This window comes from Dyadobacter sp. UC 10, from assembly GCF_008369915.1.
GTDB lineage: Bacteria > Bacteroidota > Bacteroidia > Cytophagales > Spirosomataceae > Dyadobacter.
Genome location: NZ_VSRN01000001.1, coordinates 4,201,050 through 4,218,204, shown reverse-complemented (window position 1 = coordinate 4,218,204; position 17,155 = coordinate 4,201,050). Strand labels below are relative to the sequence as shown.

The 17,155-nt window shown below is 45.7% G+C and carries 14 protein-coding genes; 10 read left to right on the top strand and 4 right to left on the bottom strand.

Translation table 11 applies throughout. The features are described from left to right. Nucleotides 1-225: 225 nt before the first annotated feature. A complete protein-coding gene (gene hemA, locus FXO21_RS17520) occupies nucleotides 226-1,485 on the bottom strand; it encodes a glutamyl-tRNA reductase (RefSeq protein ID WP_149641291.1) in 1,260 nt (419 codons plus the stop codon). 270 nt (nucleotides 1,486-1,755) lie between these two features. On the opposite strand from hemA, the gene FXO21_RS17515 reads away from it, so the two are divergent. Beyond that, nucleotides 1,756-3,036: a sensor histidine kinase gene (locus FXO21_RS17515; protein WP_149641290.1), complete on the top strand. Its 1,281-nt coding sequence runs from the start codon at nucleotides 1,756-1,758 to the stop codon at nucleotides 3,034-3,036. A 38-nt stretch (nucleotides 3,037-3,074) separates the two neighbouring features. Here the strand turns inward: FXO21_RS17515 and FXO21_RS17510 are convergent, their stop codons facing one another. Next, on the bottom strand, nucleotides 3,075-3,629 hold the full coding sequence (locus FXO21_RS17510; RefSeq protein ID WP_149641289.1) for a hypothetical protein: 555 nt from the start codon (nucleotides 3,627-3,629) through the stop codon (nucleotides 3,075-3,077). A gap of 50 nt (nucleotides 3,630-3,679) precedes the next feature. On the opposite strand from FXO21_RS17510, the gene FXO21_RS17505 reads away from it, so the two are divergent. From FXO21_RS17505 to gloA2, 5 genes are all read left to right on the top strand, one after another. After that, a complete protein-coding gene (locus FXO21_RS17505; RefSeq protein ID WP_149641288.1) occupies nucleotides 3,680-4,735 on the top strand; it encodes a LuxE/PaaK family acyltransferase in 1,056 nt (351 codons plus the stop codon). A 234-nt stretch (nucleotides 4,736-4,969) separates the two neighbouring features. Beyond that, entirely contained in the window at nucleotides 4,970-5,593 is a 624-nt protein-coding gene (locus tag FXO21_RS17500) for a gluconate 2-dehydrogenase subunit 3 family protein (protein WP_149641287.1), read from the top strand. A gap of 57 nt (nucleotides 5,594-5,650) precedes the next feature. Beyond that, a complete protein-coding gene (locus FXO21_RS17495) occupies nucleotides 5,651-7,369 on the top strand; it encodes a GMC oxidoreductase (protein WP_149641286.1) in 1,719 nt (572 codons plus the stop codon). A gap of 84 nt (nucleotides 7,370-7,453) precedes the next feature. Next, complete coding sequence (locus FXO21_RS17490) at nucleotides 7,454-8,644, top strand: acyltransferase family protein (protein ID WP_225865735.1); 1,191 nt, start codon at nucleotides 7,454-7,456, stop codon at nucleotides 8,642-8,644. A 31-nt stretch (nucleotides 8,645-8,675) separates the two neighbouring features. After that, on the top strand, nucleotides 8,676-9,065 hold the full coding sequence (gene gloA2, locus FXO21_RS17485) for an SMU1112c/YaeR family gloxylase I-like metalloprotein (protein WP_149641285.1): 390 nt from the start codon (nucleotides 8,676-8,678) through the stop codon (nucleotides 9,063-9,065). Between the two features lie 10 nt (nucleotides 9,066-9,075). Here gloA2 and FXO21_RS17480 read toward each other — a convergent pair whose 3' ends face one another. Next, nucleotides 9,076-9,558 carry a hypothetical protein gene (locus tag FXO21_RS17480; RefSeq protein ID WP_149641284.1) on the bottom strand — a complete coding sequence of 161 codons (483 nt, stop codon included), beginning with the start codon at nucleotides 9,556-9,558 and terminating at the stop codon, nucleotides 9,076-9,078. A gap of 347 nt (nucleotides 9,559-9,905) precedes the next feature. Here FXO21_RS17480 and FXO21_RS17475 point away from each other — a divergent pair, with 347 nt between their 5' ends. The 4 genes from FXO21_RS17475 to FXO21_RS17460 all read left to right on the top strand — a co-directional run bounded on the left by FXO21_RS17475 (nucleotide 9,906) and on the right by FXO21_RS17460 (nucleotide 16,335). Then, a complete protein-coding gene (locus tag FXO21_RS17475; RefSeq protein WP_149641283.1) occupies nucleotides 9,906-12,197 on the top strand; it encodes a peptidylprolyl isomerase in 2,292 nt (763 codons plus the stop codon). A 69-nt stretch (nucleotides 12,198-12,266) separates the two neighbouring features. Continuing rightward, on the top strand, nucleotides 12,267-13,640 hold the full coding sequence (locus FXO21_RS17470; protein WP_149641282.1) for a peptidylprolyl isomerase: 1,374 nt from the start codon (nucleotides 12,267-12,269) through the stop codon (nucleotides 13,638-13,640). Between the two features lie 51 nt (nucleotides 13,641-13,691). After that, a complete protein-coding gene (locus FXO21_RS17465; protein ID WP_149641281.1) occupies nucleotides 13,692-14,654 on the top strand; it encodes an AAA family ATPase in 963 nt (320 codons plus the stop codon). Between the two features lie 85 nt (nucleotides 14,655-14,739). After that, a complete protein-coding gene (locus FXO21_RS17460) occupies nucleotides 14,740-16,335 on the top strand; it encodes an aldehyde dehydrogenase (NADP(+)) (RefSeq protein ID WP_149641280.1) in 1,596 nt (531 codons plus the stop codon). On the opposite strand, the gene truA is transcribed toward FXO21_RS17460, so the two are convergent. Next, on the bottom strand, nucleotides 16,329-17,081 hold the full coding sequence (gene truA / locus FXO21_RS17455; protein ID WP_149641279.1) for a tRNA pseudouridine(38-40) synthase TruA: 753 nt from the start codon (nucleotides 17,079-17,081) through the stop codon (nucleotides 16,329-16,331). The two genes, FXO21_RS17460 and truA, sit on opposite strands and share 7 nt — an antisense overlap. Between the last annotated feature and the right edge of the window lie 74 nt (nucleotides 17,082-17,155).

The following is a 17,155-nucleotide window of genomic DNA, read 5'->3' as shown; positions in this document are numbered from 1 at the left end:
AATATGGTCAGACCTGCTTGAAATCTGTTGAGAGATTAAGTACTCAGCAGGATCTGTTTGAATTGGTTAAGATCGTGCCGTTTGTTGCGGCCAATCAAAGAATACAATTAATTATTGTGGAGGGTAAGGTAATACATAGAGAGGGTGGCAGTGCCACCCTCTCTCTATTTTGTGTAAAAAAAGGCTCCCGTGAATATTCGCGGGAGCCTTTTACATTATATTTTGTCAATGATCCGAGCTAACTTTTTCCAGGTTAAACAGATCGTTCAATACATCAATTAGTGTTTCTGCCTCTCCGCGCTTGCAAGCAGCTTTCAGTTGGAGCACGGGAAGTTTCAGGATTTTTTGCATCATACTAGTGGTAATGCGCTCCACTTTTTCAAGTTCCAAATCGCTCAGGTTTTTGGTAAAACGGGTAAGCTCTTCTTTTCTGATCTGTTCCAGCGCTCCTTTCAGTTTTTGAATAGTAGGAGAAACAACCATTTCTCTTGACCAGTCATTGAATTCAAGTACTGCTTCGTCAATAATTTCCCTGACATGAGGTACCGCTCCCAGGCGGCGGTGCAGAGCTGCGTCCGCTTTGGAGCGGATGGAATCAATGGTATAAAGCATTACACCAGGAATTTCCTCTACTTCCGGAGAAACGCTTCTCGGAACAGAAAGATCAATGAAATATTTAAATGACATACCGCGCAGGCGAACCATCATTTCCTTTGTAAAAAAGGGCTCATTGCGGGCAATGGAAGATACGATAATGTCTGCTCTTGAAATCTCAGTTTCGATTTCGGAAAAATCAACCACCCTGAAACCGAGTGATACGCCCAATTCATCCGATTTGCTACGCGTCCTGTTCACCAGTGTGACATCTGCATTCGCGTTTTCAGCAAGATTTTTACAAACGTCCGTCCCGATTTCACCTAGTCCGACAATCAGAATTTTAGGATTCGGCATCAGTCCTTCCAGCATTTCAACAGCCGCATAAGATATGGAGGCGGCCCCGTCGCGGAAAAACGTTTCCTGAGCAACACGTTTGTTGGCAAAAAAGATAGTATGCAGCAAGCGGTGCAAAAACGGACCGGCCATATTCATATCGGCCGACCATTGATAAGCATGCTTGATCTGGTTTGGGATTTGCATGTCACCCACCACCTGCGATTGCAGGCCGGTAGCTACCTGAAACAAATGCTGAACCGCAAGTTCACCATCTTCAAAAGACTCGAAATATGCTTTAAAAAGATCAGTGTCAACAATACCCTTCTCGATGAGAAGTAACTTTATAATATCCTCATTCAGATCAGATGAGGCTGAATAATATATTTCGGTACGATTGCAGGTAGAGACAACAAGGACGTCAGAAACATCGAAAAAATCCTTCAGACGAAGCATGATGCTCTTTGCTTCCGCCTCATTCAATGCTAGCTGTTCCCTGATGGCAAGAGGAGCGTTCCGATGTGATAAGCTTATTAACTTGAACTGATTATACATCACTTTGTCTAATTCAATACACAAAAATACGGCACAAAATCTCAATAGAAAAGCTATAGCAGAGTAAGCGGTTTATTTAGAAAGCATTTAAATAAAAGCCTCTTTCACTACGCTAAGTAACGCTGCTGCACCACCTGAAAATATGAGTTTGGTCAGCTTTTGAGGTGATAAAGCTGTGAACTTAGGTTCGCTCAAATCCACTAAGCTTAAATAATTTGCGTTATTTGTATTGTAACATAAATTTCCGGCCGCTCGTGCCACGGCAACTGAATGATCAGCCAAACCCCAAAGCAAAAACCTCGATTCCGGCTGCACCCGGCAGCTATCCTAAACAGCCAGCGCCTGCGCAGGTCGCTGATGGATACTTATGATCAGAAAAGTGCGTACAAATATCTGATCGGCGTCATTTTGCTTTTGCTCAGCATTAGTTCCCTCTTTTATACCAACAAGCTTGTAGAAGAACTCGAACAGCGCGAAGAAAGAGAAGTGCAGCTTTACGCAGAGGGGTTGCGCTATGTAGTGAACAGCCCGCTTGACGAGAATTTCAACGTGGTTTATCAGGTTATTCAGGATGCGGTCAATTTTTACCAGATCCCGGCCATTTATGTGGATGAAAACAACCTGACTTCGCCCGACCGGACCATGAACATTGATTTTCCAACGACTGTGAGTGCTCAGGAAAAAGAGCGGATGATTCAGGAAAAACTGTCGGTTATGAAACTGGAACATCCTCCTATTCCGGTAGAGTTGGGTAAGGGCCGCACGGGTTATATTTATTACAGTAATTCGTTCCTGCTCACGCAGCTGCGATATTATCCTTTTTTACAGCTTTCCGTGATGCTTTTGATCGGCTACCTCGCCTACCTCGCATTCAGTTCTGCCAGAAAGGCCGAGCAGAACCGGGTTTGGGTCGGTCTGGCGAAAGAGACTGCCCACCAGCTGGGAACGCCGCTTTCATCGCTCATGGCGTGGGTGGAATATTTCAGGAGTGATCCCGCTATTGACCCATCTATTGCAGAGGAAATCGAAAAGGATGTGATCCGGCTTGAAATGATCACCACCCGCTTCTCAAATATCGGCTCCGTGCCGACATTGAAAGCAGAGCCGATTGCGGAAATTGTTCACAAGTTTGTTACCTATCTTGAAAAAAGGGTTTCTTCCAAGGTCAAATTCACTGTATTTGATGAGCTGGCTGACCAGCAAACGGCACTTTTGAACAAAAACCTGTTTGAATGGGTAATCGAGAACATCTGCAAAAACGCAGTAGACGCGATGGGAGGGATCGGCGAGATCAATGTTACGTTACAGGCACCTCCTCATACCAACGAATTGTGGATTGATATTGCAGATACCGGAAAGGGAATGACGAAGGCCAGTATGAACAAGATTTTCAATCCTGGTTTCAGTACAAAAAAGAGAGGCTGGGGACTCGGACTGACGCTTGCCAAACGCATAATTGAAAACTACCACTCGGGTAAGCTATTCGTAAAGAGTTCGGAGATCGGTAAAGGAACAACTTTCCGCATCATATTAAACGCCGGCACTGCTTGATAGTACCGGCGTTCTTTCTTCGATTTTTCTATTCAATTTTATCTGTAAACGGGAACTGTCACTTCGTCTGTGGGCGGATCCAGCTGATTGCTGATATGAAATGCCCTGTCGATGATACGGACTTTGAATTTCACTTTCGTAAGAACTGCGTTGTCCAGATACCTGAAAGGTATTTTGAGATCTAGCTTGCCCTTGATCGGCCCGGCTTTCCCGTCTGGTTTCAATAATGGAAAAAATTTGAAGCTGTCACCCTCCATTACTGTTTCCGACCAGGTACTATCCCTGTTTTGGATCATTGTTACGAGCTCATAGTTTGCAGGCATTCCCCAGCCAGGTACATTCTTATAGGCGGAGGTAAAGTCAGTTTTTTGAACATCTTCCGAGGATGCACCTAAATCTCCGTCACCATCTTCAAAATCCACGGTTATGGTCACCATTTCTGTCCGTTGCAGCTTTCCCGAAACTGTGTCCGTTTCGGTATACTGATCGATTCCATTATAGTAAATCCGCGGCGTCTCATCGAAATCGGGAATATCAACACATCCAGCCATAGACACCGCAAATAAGAGGAACAGGGAAACTTTCAGCTTCATATCACTTCAATTTTTAACTTTGTATTTATATTACTACGAAAGTAACAGTATTGGCACTTCAAAACAATATAGCGGCTACTGAACTCAGGCAGCGCCTCAGAAACCAGGTCCTGACATTTGATCCCTCCGATTTCGACGAGCTGGCGCTACAAATATTCCGTTACCAGGCCGAACATAATCTGATCTATAACCAGTTCATTAACCATCTGAACATCAACACTGAGCATATTACATGCCTTACGGATATTCCTTTTCTACCCATTCAGTTTTTCAAAACGCACACCATAACAACCGGCAGCATCTCAAAAGGCGAAGTCACTTTTCAAAGCAGTGGTACCACAGGACAGCAAACCAGTCACCACAATCTCTATGATCCTGCACTGTACCGTGCTGTTTCAACTCAGATATTCGAAGAAAAATACGGAGCCCTCGGCAACTTCCATATCCTAGCCCTACTGCCGTCATACCTTGAACGAAACAACTCTTCGCTCGTGTATATGCTGCAACATTTTATTGAGGAAAGCGGCTCCCCTTTTTCAGGCTTTTATTTGCATAACACTTCTGAAATGCTGAAAAGTCTTGAAAATCTGACCAGCAAACCAGATGGCAGGAAAATTCTTCTGATCGGTGTTACGTTCGCCCTGCTGGACCTTGCTGAGAGCGACTATGACCTCCGGTTTTTGCAGGAAAACCGCAACCTGATGATCATGGATACGGGTGGAATGAAGGGACGCAGGCGGGAAATGCTGAGGGAAGAAGTTCATGATATACTTATCCATGCATTTGGTGTGGACCATATCCACTCCGAGTATGGCATGACAGAGTTGCTTTCCCAGGGATATTCAGGTGGGGCGGGGCTCTTTACACCAGGCAGGACGATGCGGATCTTTTTACGCGATATCAATGATCCGTTATCGGTATATGACCACAACATCAGTGGCTCAAAAACCGGAGGTATCAATGTGATCGACCTGGCGAATCTTGATACCTGTTCATTTATCGAAACGCAGGACCTGGGCCGTTTCGGCAATAGCAACGGAAGCTTTTATGTGATGGGCAGATTCGACAATTCTGATATCCGCGGTTGCAATTTAATGATACTCTAAGGCGTTTTACCTCCATTATTATCTCATCCGGGACAACAGCGAGAACTTTAATGCGATTTTAATCAATTCGAGCTGATTGGGAATCAGGGCACTATCCGCAACTTTCTTTATATAGAATTATTCTAACGAATTCGATTTAGAATATTTCATAATTTAGTCGGATTGTTTAAAATTGTATTAATCGAATGTATTATTACATTTTGGATTGTTAACCAATATCATACCTATATCATAATGAAAAGACGTGATGCCCTTGGCCGAGTGGCGCTTTTGATGGGAGGAACCCTTTCCGCCCCAACAATGCTGGCTTTTCTGGAAGGTTGTAAATCCACTACTGATACGACTTCCGCTACTTCTTTCTCCTTTTCCCCCGAACGCAAGGCATTAGTGTCAGAAGTTGCCGAAATAATCATTCCAAAGACCGACACACCTGGCGCAAAAGATGCGAAAGTTGGTGAGTTTATCGAAAAAATGCTGAAAGACTGCTATGCTGAGAAAGATCAGGACAGCTTCAAGAAGGGTTTGGAAATGTTGGAAAAGAAGGATTTTATGAAATCTTCTCCTGCTGAACAGACGACCATCCTGAAAGAAATGGAAACGACAGCAAAAAATGAAATGCTAAAAGCTGCGACCGAGAAAAAAGCCAGAGCAGAAGAAGATAAGAAGAAATACACTGAGGCCGGCAAGGAATACAGCGACGCGGGTGTTCCATTTTTCAGGCTTATGAAAGAGCTGACTTTGCTGGGCTATTTTACGTCTGAAGTCGGCGCCACCCAGGCGCTGGAATATGTACCGGTTCCCGGAAGATACGACGGCTGCATTGATCTCAAACCAGGGCAGAAAGCCTGGGCAATGTAAAAAAATCAGGCGAATCAGGGTCACTGACCCATTTTCATAAAATCGATATTATTCACTATGAATCTCAATTTAAAAGCAACAAAACAAGCTACTTACGATGCGATCGTGGTAGGTTCCGGTATCAGCGGAGGCTGGGCAGCGAAGGAACTGACAGAAAAAGGATTGAAAGTCCTTATGCTGGAAAGAGGCCGTGATATCAAACATATTACAGACTATAAAACCGCTACCCTCGCTCCCTGGGAACTTGAACACAGAGGACGGGTTACCACAGTCGCAAAAGAGGAATACTGGGCCGGAATGAGAACCGGGTATACCGCCAATGAAGAGCATCGGTACTTGTTTGAAAACGACAGCGAGAACCCTTACGAAGAAACACGCAAATTCGACTGGATTCGTGCCTATCACGTGGGCGGCCGGTCACTGCTCTGGGGACGCCAGAGCTACCGCCTCAACCCGATGGACTTCGAAGCGAATGGGAAAGAAGGCATAGGAGTCGACTGGCCGATCCGCTATTCTGATATAGCGCCCTGGTATGATTACGTTGAGAAATTTGCCGGTATCAGCGGCGCGAAGGACGGATTAGATGTCTTGCCGGACGGAAATTTCCTTCCCCCAATGCAAATGAATTGCGTTGAGAAGCATGTGAAAGGTGAAGTGGAAAAGAAATTTGCAGGTCGCCATATCATTATGGGGCGTGCCGCTCACCTTACCCAGCCTCAGAATTTCCACACGGAACTTGGCCGTGCAGCGTGTCAGTTCCGTAATATGTGTATGAGAGGTTGCCCTTACGGTGCTTATTTCAGCACACAGTCAGCAACGCTTCCTGCTGCACAAAAAACCGGCAACCTTACCCTTGTACCCGATTCAATTGTTTCGGAAGTAATTTTTGATGACAAGCAGAATAAGGTGACGGGCGTTCGGGTGATCAACCAGAATTCACTTGAAACGATGGAATATTTCGCAAAGATCATTTTCATGAATGCATCAGCGATCGCTTCGGCTTCCATTTTGATGAACTCTAAATCAAAACGTTTTCCGAACGGGCTCGGCAATGACAGCGACCAGCTGGGCCGCAATATCATGGACCATCACCTCGCAGTAGGTGCCCGTGGAGATATGCCCGGATACGATGACAAATACTATTTTGGCCGGCGTGCAAACGGCATCTATGTACCACGCTACCGCAACTGGGGAACCGACAAGCGCGATTACGTGAGAGGGTTCGGATACCAGGGCGGAGCGAGTCGCGACAGCTGGGGACGTGGAGTGAATACCGACGGTTTCGGAGCAGATTTCAAAAAGCAGATCTCGCAGCCGGGCGGATGGAGCATGAACCTCGGTGGATTTGGTGAAATGATACCGGACGAGAAAAACAGATTCACTTTGCACCCGACAAAGAAAGACAAATGGGGACTTCCACTTGTCGTTTTTGATGCAGCTTACGGCGAAAACGAGAAGAAAATGCGCATTGATATGATGAACGACGCAGCGGAAATGCTAGAAGCTGCCGGTCTGAAAAATGTGGTTTCTTATAACGACGAGTCGAAACATCCGGGTATCGGTATCCATGAAATGGGTACGGCGCGCATGGGCAACGATCCGAAGACTTCGGTGCTTAACAAGCACAACCAGGTTTGGGGAGCAGAAAATGTATATGTGACCGATGGCGCATTCATGACCTCCGCTTCCTGTGTAAACCCCTCTCTTACCTATATGGCCATGACTGCAAGAGCAGCCGATCATGCAGTAAAAGAGTTAAAGAAAATGAACGTCTAAAGAAATCGAAATACAATTAGAAAGCCCTGCCAGGTAAATCCGGCGGGGTTTTTTCTTTATACTTCAACCTAAACCGGCATTGATTTGAAAGACACTCCTCTGGCTCCGATACAACGTGTTTCCTCCGTTGACGCCTACCGAGGCTTCGTAATGTTCCTCATGATGGCCGAAGTTTTGCGGCTTGAACAAATCTCTGAGTCATTTCCCGACAGTGCATTCTGGTCTTTCCTCGCATTTCATCAGAGCCACGTACCCTGGGTGGGCTGCTCTCTACATGATCTGATCCAGCCTTCATTCTCGTTCCTGGTTGGCGTTGCATTACCTTACTCTATGGCGAGCCGGGCGAGCAAAAACCAGAGCACCTCGGTCATGTGGTACCATACGCTCCGGCGATCGCTCATCCTGATCTTGTTAGGCATCTTCCTTCGTTCGACGCATGCTACTCAAACCAATTTTACATTTGAAGACACACTGACACAAATAGGCCTCGGATACCCGTTTCTCTTTGCGCTGGCTTTCGTGACAGAGCGTGTCCAGTGGGGTGCATTAGTTATCATATTATTTGCTTATTTCCTGGCATTCGCCTTCTACCCTACCCCCGGTCCTTTCTTCGACTGGTCTCAAACCGGCACTACTGCAGACTGGGAACACAACTTGAAGGGATTTGCAGCTCACTGGAATAAGAATACGAACATCGCCTGGGCGTTCGACAGATGGTTTTTAAATCTTTTCCCAAGGCAAAAGCCTTTCCTGTTCAATGGAGGCGGTTATGCCACCTTAAGTTTCATTCCTACCCTGGGTACGATGCTTTTAGGTCTTATTGCTGGTAAATGGCTGAAATCAGCACCATCTTATAACTGGCTGATCAAACGCTGTGTTATCACTGCCGCGATTTTATTCGCGATGGCGATCGTGTTGAACCTAACGGGAGTTAATCCGATCGTGAAAAAAATATGGACGCCAGCCTGGACGCTTTTTAGCGGCGGATGGTGCTTTTTATTGCTTGCAGCGTTTTATTACCTGGTGGATGTGAAGAACAAAAGATCTTTCTTCCTGTTTTTGATAGTAATTGGTACTAATTCTATTGCCGCCTATATTTTTGCGCATACTATTGACAGCTTTATAGATGAATCGTTCCGGATCAATATCAACCGAAATTATGATGTGATATTTGGCCCCGGATTAAAATCACTTGTAAGCGGAAGTGTGATCCTGCTGATCGAATGGTGGATTCTGTACTGGATGTACAAGAAGAAAATTTTCATCAAGATCTGACCCTATCTTTGACTTTACAGACAATCCGGCAATGCTAAAACTTAATGCAATCCATCATATTGCGATCATTTGTTCAGATTATGAGAAATCCAAAGCGTTTTATACCAACATATTGGGATTTAAAATAGACAGGGAGGTTTTGCGTGCGGAGCGGGAATCGTATAAGCTCGATCTTTCTTTGAACGGCCAATATTGTATAGAGCTTTTTTCATTCCCTTCTCCGCCTGAGCGCGTTTCCAGGCCCGAAGCTTGTGGATTGCGGCATATCGCCTTTCAGGTGGAAAATATTGAAGAGGCGGTCTATGCACTCAACACCAAAGGAATCTCCCCTGAGCCGGTTAGGGTTGACCAGTACACCGGCAAAAAATTTACATTCTTCGCTGACCCCGACCATCTCCCCATCGAACTATATGAGGTGTGAATAGTGTGAATCAGGCCGCGGCGGTGTAAGAGATGGAGTTCTTTCTATTGCCTTCAAGTTTACTCAAAACTTCATAAAACTCGCTAATACGGCTTAGATGCTCATCCAAAATGCGGCAAGCCTCTATCTCCCGATCCATATACGTTCTAAGGGATTTATATAACTGTAGCGTTGCGCCTTCGATCTTTTTCAGGCAGGCCGCTACCTCAGAAGGTGCCTTGGCATTTTCTAAAAGCTGCAAGCAAGCAAGAGAGGCGATCTGGTTGGTTTCGCTGAGCTCTTTGTCTGTCAGAAAACATTTGAAATAATCGTAAATCGATCGTATCTCCTTTTGAAACAGGACAGCACTTACGTGTCCCTGGCTTAACAATCTACGAAATGATCCCATACTGTCCTTCTTTAGAGCTTCCAGGTAAAGTAGCTCCCGGTTTTTTTGCTCATTCCACAATGCCCTGATAATTGGAACAAAGTTGTTGCTTCTGACATTCTCCATAACCCTCAAATTTTGACCGTGCCCACCTTTGCAAAAAATGTGTGCCTGATGAGTCAAACTGAGATGCCTTATGATTATCAAAACAACAATTCCAGCGTAAATGCAAAAAAGCCTGCAATAAAAAAAATTCGCCGGTTCGACAGGTTTTGAACCGGGATATAAGCTGGGGCGAATTCGCCATAACGGTCTCAGCTTTTGGGGAAAATACCGGGACCAAATCACATACCCGATCTGATATTTTTGTCCTGAACCGAAAGCACCTAACTTTGCCGGCTTAACAATATTTGAATGCAATCGGGGTTAAATAAAACAGCATCTTTTGCAGTGCCCATTTGAAATTTAAAAATATGCTCAGAGCAACTTCCTTTATTTTATTTACTTCCCTTCTTACGATTATATCTTGTAAAACAGCTGCGCCACCTCAGCAAACGGTCGCAGAGGATAAACCGCTGCTGGAAATCGGTAACGAAAAATTTTCAATTGATGAATACCAGAGTGCATATAACAAGAACAAGTTTGCTTCGGATTCCACCAAAGAATTAACGCCAGGAGAATACCTGGAACAATATACCGACTTAAAAATTAAGGTCTTACAGGCGAAACAAGATGGCAGGGATACAACCCTGGCTTACAAAGAAGAAATCGCTTCCTACCGGGATCAGCTGGCCAAAAACCACCTTGTCGACAAAGCGCTCGTGGAAAAACTGACCACTGAGGCCTATAATCGTTTGAAATTGGAAGTAAAAGCTTCCCATATCCTGATTGCCGTATCGGAAGACGCTTCACCGGCCGATACTCTGGAAGCACACCGTGCGGCGATTGCCTTAAAGGGCAGACTGGACGAAGGGTCTGATTTTGGCGAGATTGCTGCGCGTTTCTCTAAAGACCCATCAGCCAAAAAGAATAAAGGTGACCTCGGCTATTTCACCGCGTTCCAAACATTGTATCCTATCGAAACGGCAGCTTACAACCTTGCCATAGGGAAAATTTCTCAGCCTGTTCGAAGCAAAACCGGCTATCACCTCATCAAAGTGTCTGATCGACGAGCTAACCGAGGAATGATCCAGGTTGCACATATCATGGTCCAAATGGATACTACGGCTGCCGCAGCCCAAAAACAATCAGCAAAAACTAAAATTGATGAGGCCTACAAACTTTTGCAGGAAGGAGAAAGTTGGGGGGACGTTGTTGCAAACTATTCAGATGACAAACAATCCAAAAGGAACGATGGTACTCTCCCGCTGTTTGGGATCGGAGAAATGGTTCCCGAAATAGAGGAGGCAGCTTATGCGTTGAGCAAAACAAATGATTACTCGAAACCCATTCAAACGATATATGGCTGGCATATTATCAAACTCATGCAAAAGAGACCCATTGAAACTTTTGCTCTGATGGCGCCGTCGCTTCGTAAAAAAGTAGTGACTGACTCGCGTGGAAAGATAATTGAAGCTTCCAGAGCGAAACAACTCAGAAGCAAATATCATGTACAGGAATTTGCAGATCAGTGGCAGGAAATGGCGGGATTGCAGGACAGCAGCCTGATCACCGGCAAATGGGATTACCTGCGGGCTGTTACCAAAGATTGGTCTTCGAGTACTTTGTTCAAAATCGAGCAGCAATCCTACGATGCATTATCGTTTTTGAATTATGTGAAAAGGCGCCAGCAGCGCAGGCCGAAAGATTCCTCCCCGACAGTGATATTCAGACGGTACTACAATGAATATCTTTCCGAATGCCTCTTCCAATACGAGCGGGATCATCTTGAAGAAACTAATCCCGAGTTCAAAAGCTTGCTGAACGAAATTAAAGAGGGCGTACTATTTTCGCAGGTAATGGAAGAAAATGTCTGGCAAAGATCCTTGTCTGACTCTACCGGCCAGCAGCGTTTCTACGAACAAAATAAGAGCCGGTACAATTATCCGGAGCGTGCACTGGCCACCATTATCTCTGCCAAAGACACGCAAACGATCAATTCGATCAGAAAAATACTAGCTGTTAACCCTTACAAGCTGGAACGTAAATCGAGGGAAATACTTTTTGACAACGGTTCCACGGAAATTAGCCAGGCAGAGTCAGCCGCTCTGGAAGATCTTGCGATTATTATGCAGAAAAACCCGGATTACATTGTGGAAATAGCAGGATACCGTTCTGCTGATGAACCGGAAATGGCTTCTGCCTCGCGTATCAGGAACGTTATTAAATATTTAAATAAACAAAACATCCCTATTCTGCGTATTATAGAAAAAGACTATGGTTCTTTCAGGCAATCGGCAGAGGCCGATCGTAATCGCAGGGTAGCCTTCCAGTTTTACAGTCAGTCGATCAAAGACGTGGAAAAAGTATATAATTCGGATGCAATGGCTTCCGTTGTCATCGAGGACGGCTATTTCACCCGCGAAAACCGTTTGTTGGCGAAAGCGAAGTGGGCCACGGGCGAGCAACTTGCAGAAGAACCAGGAAGCGTGGCGTGGATTAATATCCGGAAAATTGAGCCGCCCCGGCCGAAAACTTTTCAGGAAGCGCGTGGCAGTGTCATTAACGATTACCAAAAGGAGCTGGAAAAACAATGGGTAAACCGTTTGCAGCAACAATTCCCGGTGAAAGTCAATGCAGAAGAATTAGAAAAAATTAAGCGTTAGGTGTATTTTAGCATTGTCAAATATTTAATGAGAAACCCGCAGGTGTTTAAAATCGGAATTAATAATCATATGAAAATAAACAAATTGATTGCTGCCCAGTTGCTGATGATCCTAGCGCTGTTTGTCAGCCTGAAAAGCAACGGACAGGGCCAGCAAGGTGTGACACTCGATAAAATCATCGCAAGGGTAGATAACCACTATATCTTGAATTCCGAGCTAGAAGAAATGTACAACCAGTACAAGGCAGAGGGCAGAACCGCCCCGGAAAAATGCCAGCTGCTCGAATCTCTGATCATCAACAAAATGCTGCTGGCCAAAGCTGAGATAGATTCTGTTTTGGTGGAAGACAAAGAAGTAGACGGTGAGCTGGATGCCAAAATGGGTTATATGGTCCAAAGGTTCGGTTCTGAAAAGAATATCGTCGAAGCTTACGGAAAAAGCATCGACAACCTGAAAGCAGAGTTGAGACAGCAGGTAAAAGATCAGAAGATCGTCGAGAAAATGCAGCGTACCATTTCTGGTAATGTAAAAATCACGCCGAGTGAGGTCCGCAAATTCTTCAATGCCATTCCCAAAGACAGCTTACCCTACATTCCTTCGGAGGTGGAGATAGGTCATATTGTCAAGCTCGGAACGGTTACCCGCGAACAAAAAGACAAGCTACGCCAGCAACTGATAGAACTGAAACAGCGCGCCGAAAAAGGCGAGGACTTCGCTACACTGGCGCAGATCTACTCGGAAGACCTTGGCTCTGCTAAAAATGGCGGCGACCTGGGTTTTGCCAAGAGAGGGGCCATGGTACCTGAATTTGAAGGCACCGCACTCGCACTGAAACCAGGAGAAATGTCCGACCCTGTCGAATCGCAGTTCGGTTTTCACCTGATCAAGCTGGTTGAAACCCGCGGTGCGGAATATCATGCCAGGCACATTCTGTTGCGTCCCGATTATAACAAGGGAACGGATATGTCCCAGGCGACCCGCTCTCTGGACAGTTTGAAAAAATTAATTGAAATTGATACGCTGAAATTCGCGAAAGCAGCTTTGGACAATTCAGATGATAAGATGACGGCTGAATCGGGCGGTTTGATCCAGGACAGAAATACTGGCTTGTCAAAACTTACGCTTGATGCTTCCATGGACCCTGCGCTTTATTTTGCGATTGATACCATGAAAGTAGGAGAAATGAGCCCGCCCATATCCTATCGTACTGAAGACGGGAGCAGCGCGATGAGGATACTTTGGTACAAAAGCAAATCCGAGCCACACACCGCCAACTTACGTGACGATTATGAAAAGCTGGCACAGATCGTGTTAAGCAATAAGCGGAATAATGCGCTTGAAGAATGGTTTAAAAAAGCACAGGGTGACGTTTTTATAAGTATCGAGCCTGAGTATAAAAATTGCCAGGTTCTTGGTTTGGCAGCAACCGGTAACGATATTTAGCGCTGATGTAATCATCTTTAAAGCAGAAACCTAAATCTAACCCACCATATTGTGAAGTATTCATCGGACGTAGAAGCTGCCGAAGCTATGAAAGTAGCTTACGAAAAGATCCGCAGTGAGATTGGTAATGTGATTATTGGTCAGGACGAGGTTGTTAAAAAGCTGCTTACCGCCATATTCTGCCAGGGACATTGCCTGCTGGTGGGTGTTCCGGGGCTGGCAAAAACCTTGCTGATCCAGACCATCGCTTCATCACTGGACCTTAATTTCAACCGTATCCAGTTTACGCCCGATTTAATGCCTTCTGATATTCTGGGATCAGAAACGCTCGATCAGAACAGAAATTTTAAATTCATTAAAGGGCCTGTTTTCGCAAATATTATCCTTGCCGATGAAATCAACAGGACGCCTCCCAAGACCCAATCAGCGCTGCTGGAAGCAATGCAGGAATATTCGGTGACGATCGCGGGAGCAAAACACTCGCTGGACAGACCGTTTTTTGTGCTGGCTACCCAAAACCCGATTGAGCAGGAAGGCACTTATCCCCTGCCAGAGGCTCAGCTCGACCGGTTCATGTTCATGATCCAGCTCGATTATCCTTCATATGCAGAGGAAGTCAACATTGTGAAAAACACGACCAGCGATAATCGTTACGAGGTTCAAAAAGTGATCAGTGCAGAGGAGATCAAGGATTTTCAGCATTTGGTACGCCGCGTACCGGTCACCGATCACGTGATTGAATACGCTGTTAAACTGGTTCATAAAACAAGGCCGGTAGCAGGATTAGCTGTAAAAGACACAAACGACTATCTCGAATGGGGCGCAGGTCCGAGGGCTTCTCAGGCATTGATATTGGCGGCGAAATGCAATGCATTGTTATCAGGAAAGTACTCGCCTGATATTGAAGATGTTAAAGCGGTAGCGTTACCTGTACTCCGCCACCGTATTATCCGTAATTTCAAAGCCGAAGCGGAAGGAATTTCTGTCGATGATATTATCGGCAGACTGGTCTAAAATATTAAATACTAAGTATAAAATGTGCAAGTCCGGGATTTGCACATTTTTTTGTTTGAGGGATATATCAATCAAAGCTTTTCAAATGGTTATTCAAGGTAAAAATTATATCGGCTACGCATTATCGGCTGAAAGCGACCGCACTTTTCAGTCTTACGTTCCGGAAAAAGATGTTTTTCTTCCAGAGAAATTTTACACTGCCACGGAAGAAGAAGTAGCGCAGACCATGCGGCTCGCTGAAAACGCATTTGAGAAATACGCACGCATTCCAGCAAGCCGCCGGGCCGATTTCCTGATCGCGATCACCGAAGAAATGCTGGCCATCGGGGACGAGCTGCTTGAAAGGGCAAATCGGGAAACGGGCTTACCAGCTGCCAGATTGCAGGGAGAACGTGCACGGACCATCAACCAGCTTACGCAATTTGCAGAACTGCTCCGCGAAGGCTCCTGGGTGGAGGCTTCTATTGACACGGCACTGCCATTCCGTGAACCTGTTCCCAAGCCGGACATTCGTAAAATGCTGGTTCCGATCGGGCCAGTTGTCGTGTTCGGGTCGAGCAATTTTCCTTTTGCCTATTCAGTGGCAGGAGTAGATGTGGCCCCCGCGCTTGCAGCGGGAAACCCGGTGATCGTGAAAGCGCATCCGGCGCACCCGGGCGTCAGCGACCTGACTGCCCAGGCAATCGTTGCAGCGGCAAAAAGAACAGGAATGCCTGACGGTGTATTCTCCATGCTTTATGATGAAGGGTTCGAAGTAGGCACTGCCTTAGTGAAACATCCTGTAACTGCCGCAGTAGGCTTTACGGGATCGTTTAAAGGCGGAATGGCACTTCATAAGCTAGCCCAGGAACGTGAAAACCCCATTCCTGTCTTTGCCGAAATGGGAAGCGTAAACCCAATAGTTATACTGCCGAAATACCTTAAAGATCACACGGAAGACCTTGGAAAAACCATCGCAGGCTCGGTCAGCCTGGGCGCAGGGCAGTTTTGCACCAATCCCGGACTTGTGTTTATAACCCGGTCCGAAGGGATTGATGATTTCAAGGAATCATATAAAAAAGGGATCGCCGGTACAGCATCGGCGACCATGCTGACCGCAGGTATTTGCAAAAACTTTTACCGGCTCAGGGATGAAGCGCTCGGGCAACCAAACGTGGTAAAACTTGTTGTTTCAGAAAATAAAAATGAAGGTAGAAATGAGGCGCAAGCTTCCATAGCGGAGGTTTCAGGAGCAGATTTTATAGCAAATCCAAAACTGCACGAAGAAGTTTTCGGTCCGTTTTCGCTGCTGGTCATTTGTGAGAACGCAGATGAACTTTTGAATGCTGTTTCACATTTGAAAGGACAACTGACCGCCACTTTAATGGCGGACGAAGCCGAGGCTGCCTCCTACCCTGCGGTGCTGCGGCAACTGGCTAAAATTTCGGGCAGGTTTATCATGAACGGAGTGCCCACAGGTGTGGAAGTATGTCCCTCTATGCACCACGGAGGCCCTTTTCCGGCTACTGTAGATTCGAAGTTTACATCCGTCGGCCGCCATTCCATCTTGCGTTTTGTGCGCCCGCAATCTTTCCAGAACTGGCCGGATTCACTTTTACCAGAAGAGCTAAAAAATAGTAATCCTTTGAAAATAAGCAGACTGGTAAATAACATTCTGACCAACGATACACTGGATCAGTGATTCCTCAGCAAAGATTCGGGATAACCTACCTTGGTTAAAAACAAACCTTCTGCCGGGGCCTGCGCTCCGGCATTTTTTCTGTTTTTTGAGATGATAACCTTTTCGAAATCAGCTACCGTTTTTCTTCCTTTACCGACTTCCAGCAAAGTACCTACGACAGCCCGTACCATTCCACGTAAAAACCGGTTTGCCTGAATATGAAAAACGAGCATATCTTCCGTTTCCGTCCAGGTCGCTTCTGTGATCGTACATCTGAAATTATTGACATTGGTATGGACCTTACTGAAACTTTCAAAATCACTGTACTTCAAAAGCAGACCTGCTGCTTCGTTCATCAGCCGCAGATCCAGATCGGCTTTTAACAAACAAGATTGACCGAACAAAAATGGATTTTTCCGTTTGGTAATGCGGTATTCATATTTACGGTAAGTCGCAGCAAACCGGGAATTGAGTTCATCTTCCACCAGATACAAATTCCTGACAGCAATATCTCTCGGGATCAGCCCATTTAGTTTATAAATGAATAAATCGAAGTCGGTAATGGGATTATTCAAATCAAAATGCGCGAATTGTTGTTCTGCATGTACGCCGGTATCCGTGCGGCTGCTGCCGGTCAGCTCAACAACTGTACGCAGGAGTTTCGCGAGGGCTTCTTCGAGTACCTGTTGAACGCCGAGCGCGTTATTTTGCTTTTGCCAGCCATTATAAGCTGTTCCGAGATAAGAAAATTCGAGAAAATAGCGCATAATGCAAAAGTAAGGCAAACGGCAGAGATTTGCGATTTACATTCCGAATTGCGGAATTTGTTGGGAAGAAGGTT

What these genes read in the sequence shown, in the direction of transcription:
- hemA (WP_149641291.1), bottom strand. Translation starts at nt 1,485, where the DNA reads ATGTATAATCAGTTCAAGTTAATAAGCTTATCACATCGGAACGCTCCT.
- FXO21_RS17515 (WP_149641290.1), top strand. Translation starts at nt 1,756, where the DNA reads ATGATCAGCCAAACCCCAAAGCAAAAACCTCGATTCCGGCTGCACCCG.
- FXO21_RS17510 (WP_149641289.1), bottom strand. Translation starts at nt 3,629, where the DNA reads ATGAAGCTGAAAGTTTCCCTGTTCCTCTTATTTGCGGTGTCTATGGCT.
- FXO21_RS17500 (WP_149641287.1), top strand. Translation starts at nt 4,970, where the DNA reads ATGAAAAGACGTGATGCCCTTGGCCGAGTGGCGCTTTTGATGGGAGGA.
- FXO21_RS17495 (WP_149641286.1), top strand. Translation starts at nt 5,651, where the DNA reads ATGAATCTCAATTTAAAAGCAACAAAACAAGCTACTTACGATGCGATC.
- gloA2 (WP_149641285.1), top strand. Translation starts at nt 8,676, where the DNA reads ATGCTAAAACTTAATGCAATCCATCATATTGCGATCATTTGTTCAGAT.
- FXO21_RS17480 (WP_149641284.1), bottom strand. Translation starts at nt 9,558, where the DNA reads ATGGAGAATGTCAGAAGCAACAACTTTGTTCCAATTATCAGGGCATTG.
- FXO21_RS17475 (WP_149641283.1), top strand. Translation starts at nt 9,906, where the DNA reads ATGCTCAGAGCAACTTCCTTTATTTTATTTACTTCCCTTCTTACGATT.
- FXO21_RS17470 (WP_149641282.1), top strand. Translation starts at nt 12,267, where the DNA reads ATGAAAATAAACAAATTGATTGCTGCCCAGTTGCTGATGATCCTAGCG.
- FXO21_RS17460 (WP_149641280.1), top strand. Translation starts at nt 14,740, where the DNA reads ATGGTTATTCAAGGTAAAAATTATATCGGCTACGCATTATCGGCTGAA.
- truA (WP_149641279.1), bottom strand. Translation starts at nt 17,081, where the DNA reads ATGCGCTATTTTCTCGAATTTTCTTATCTCGGAACAGCTTATAATGGC.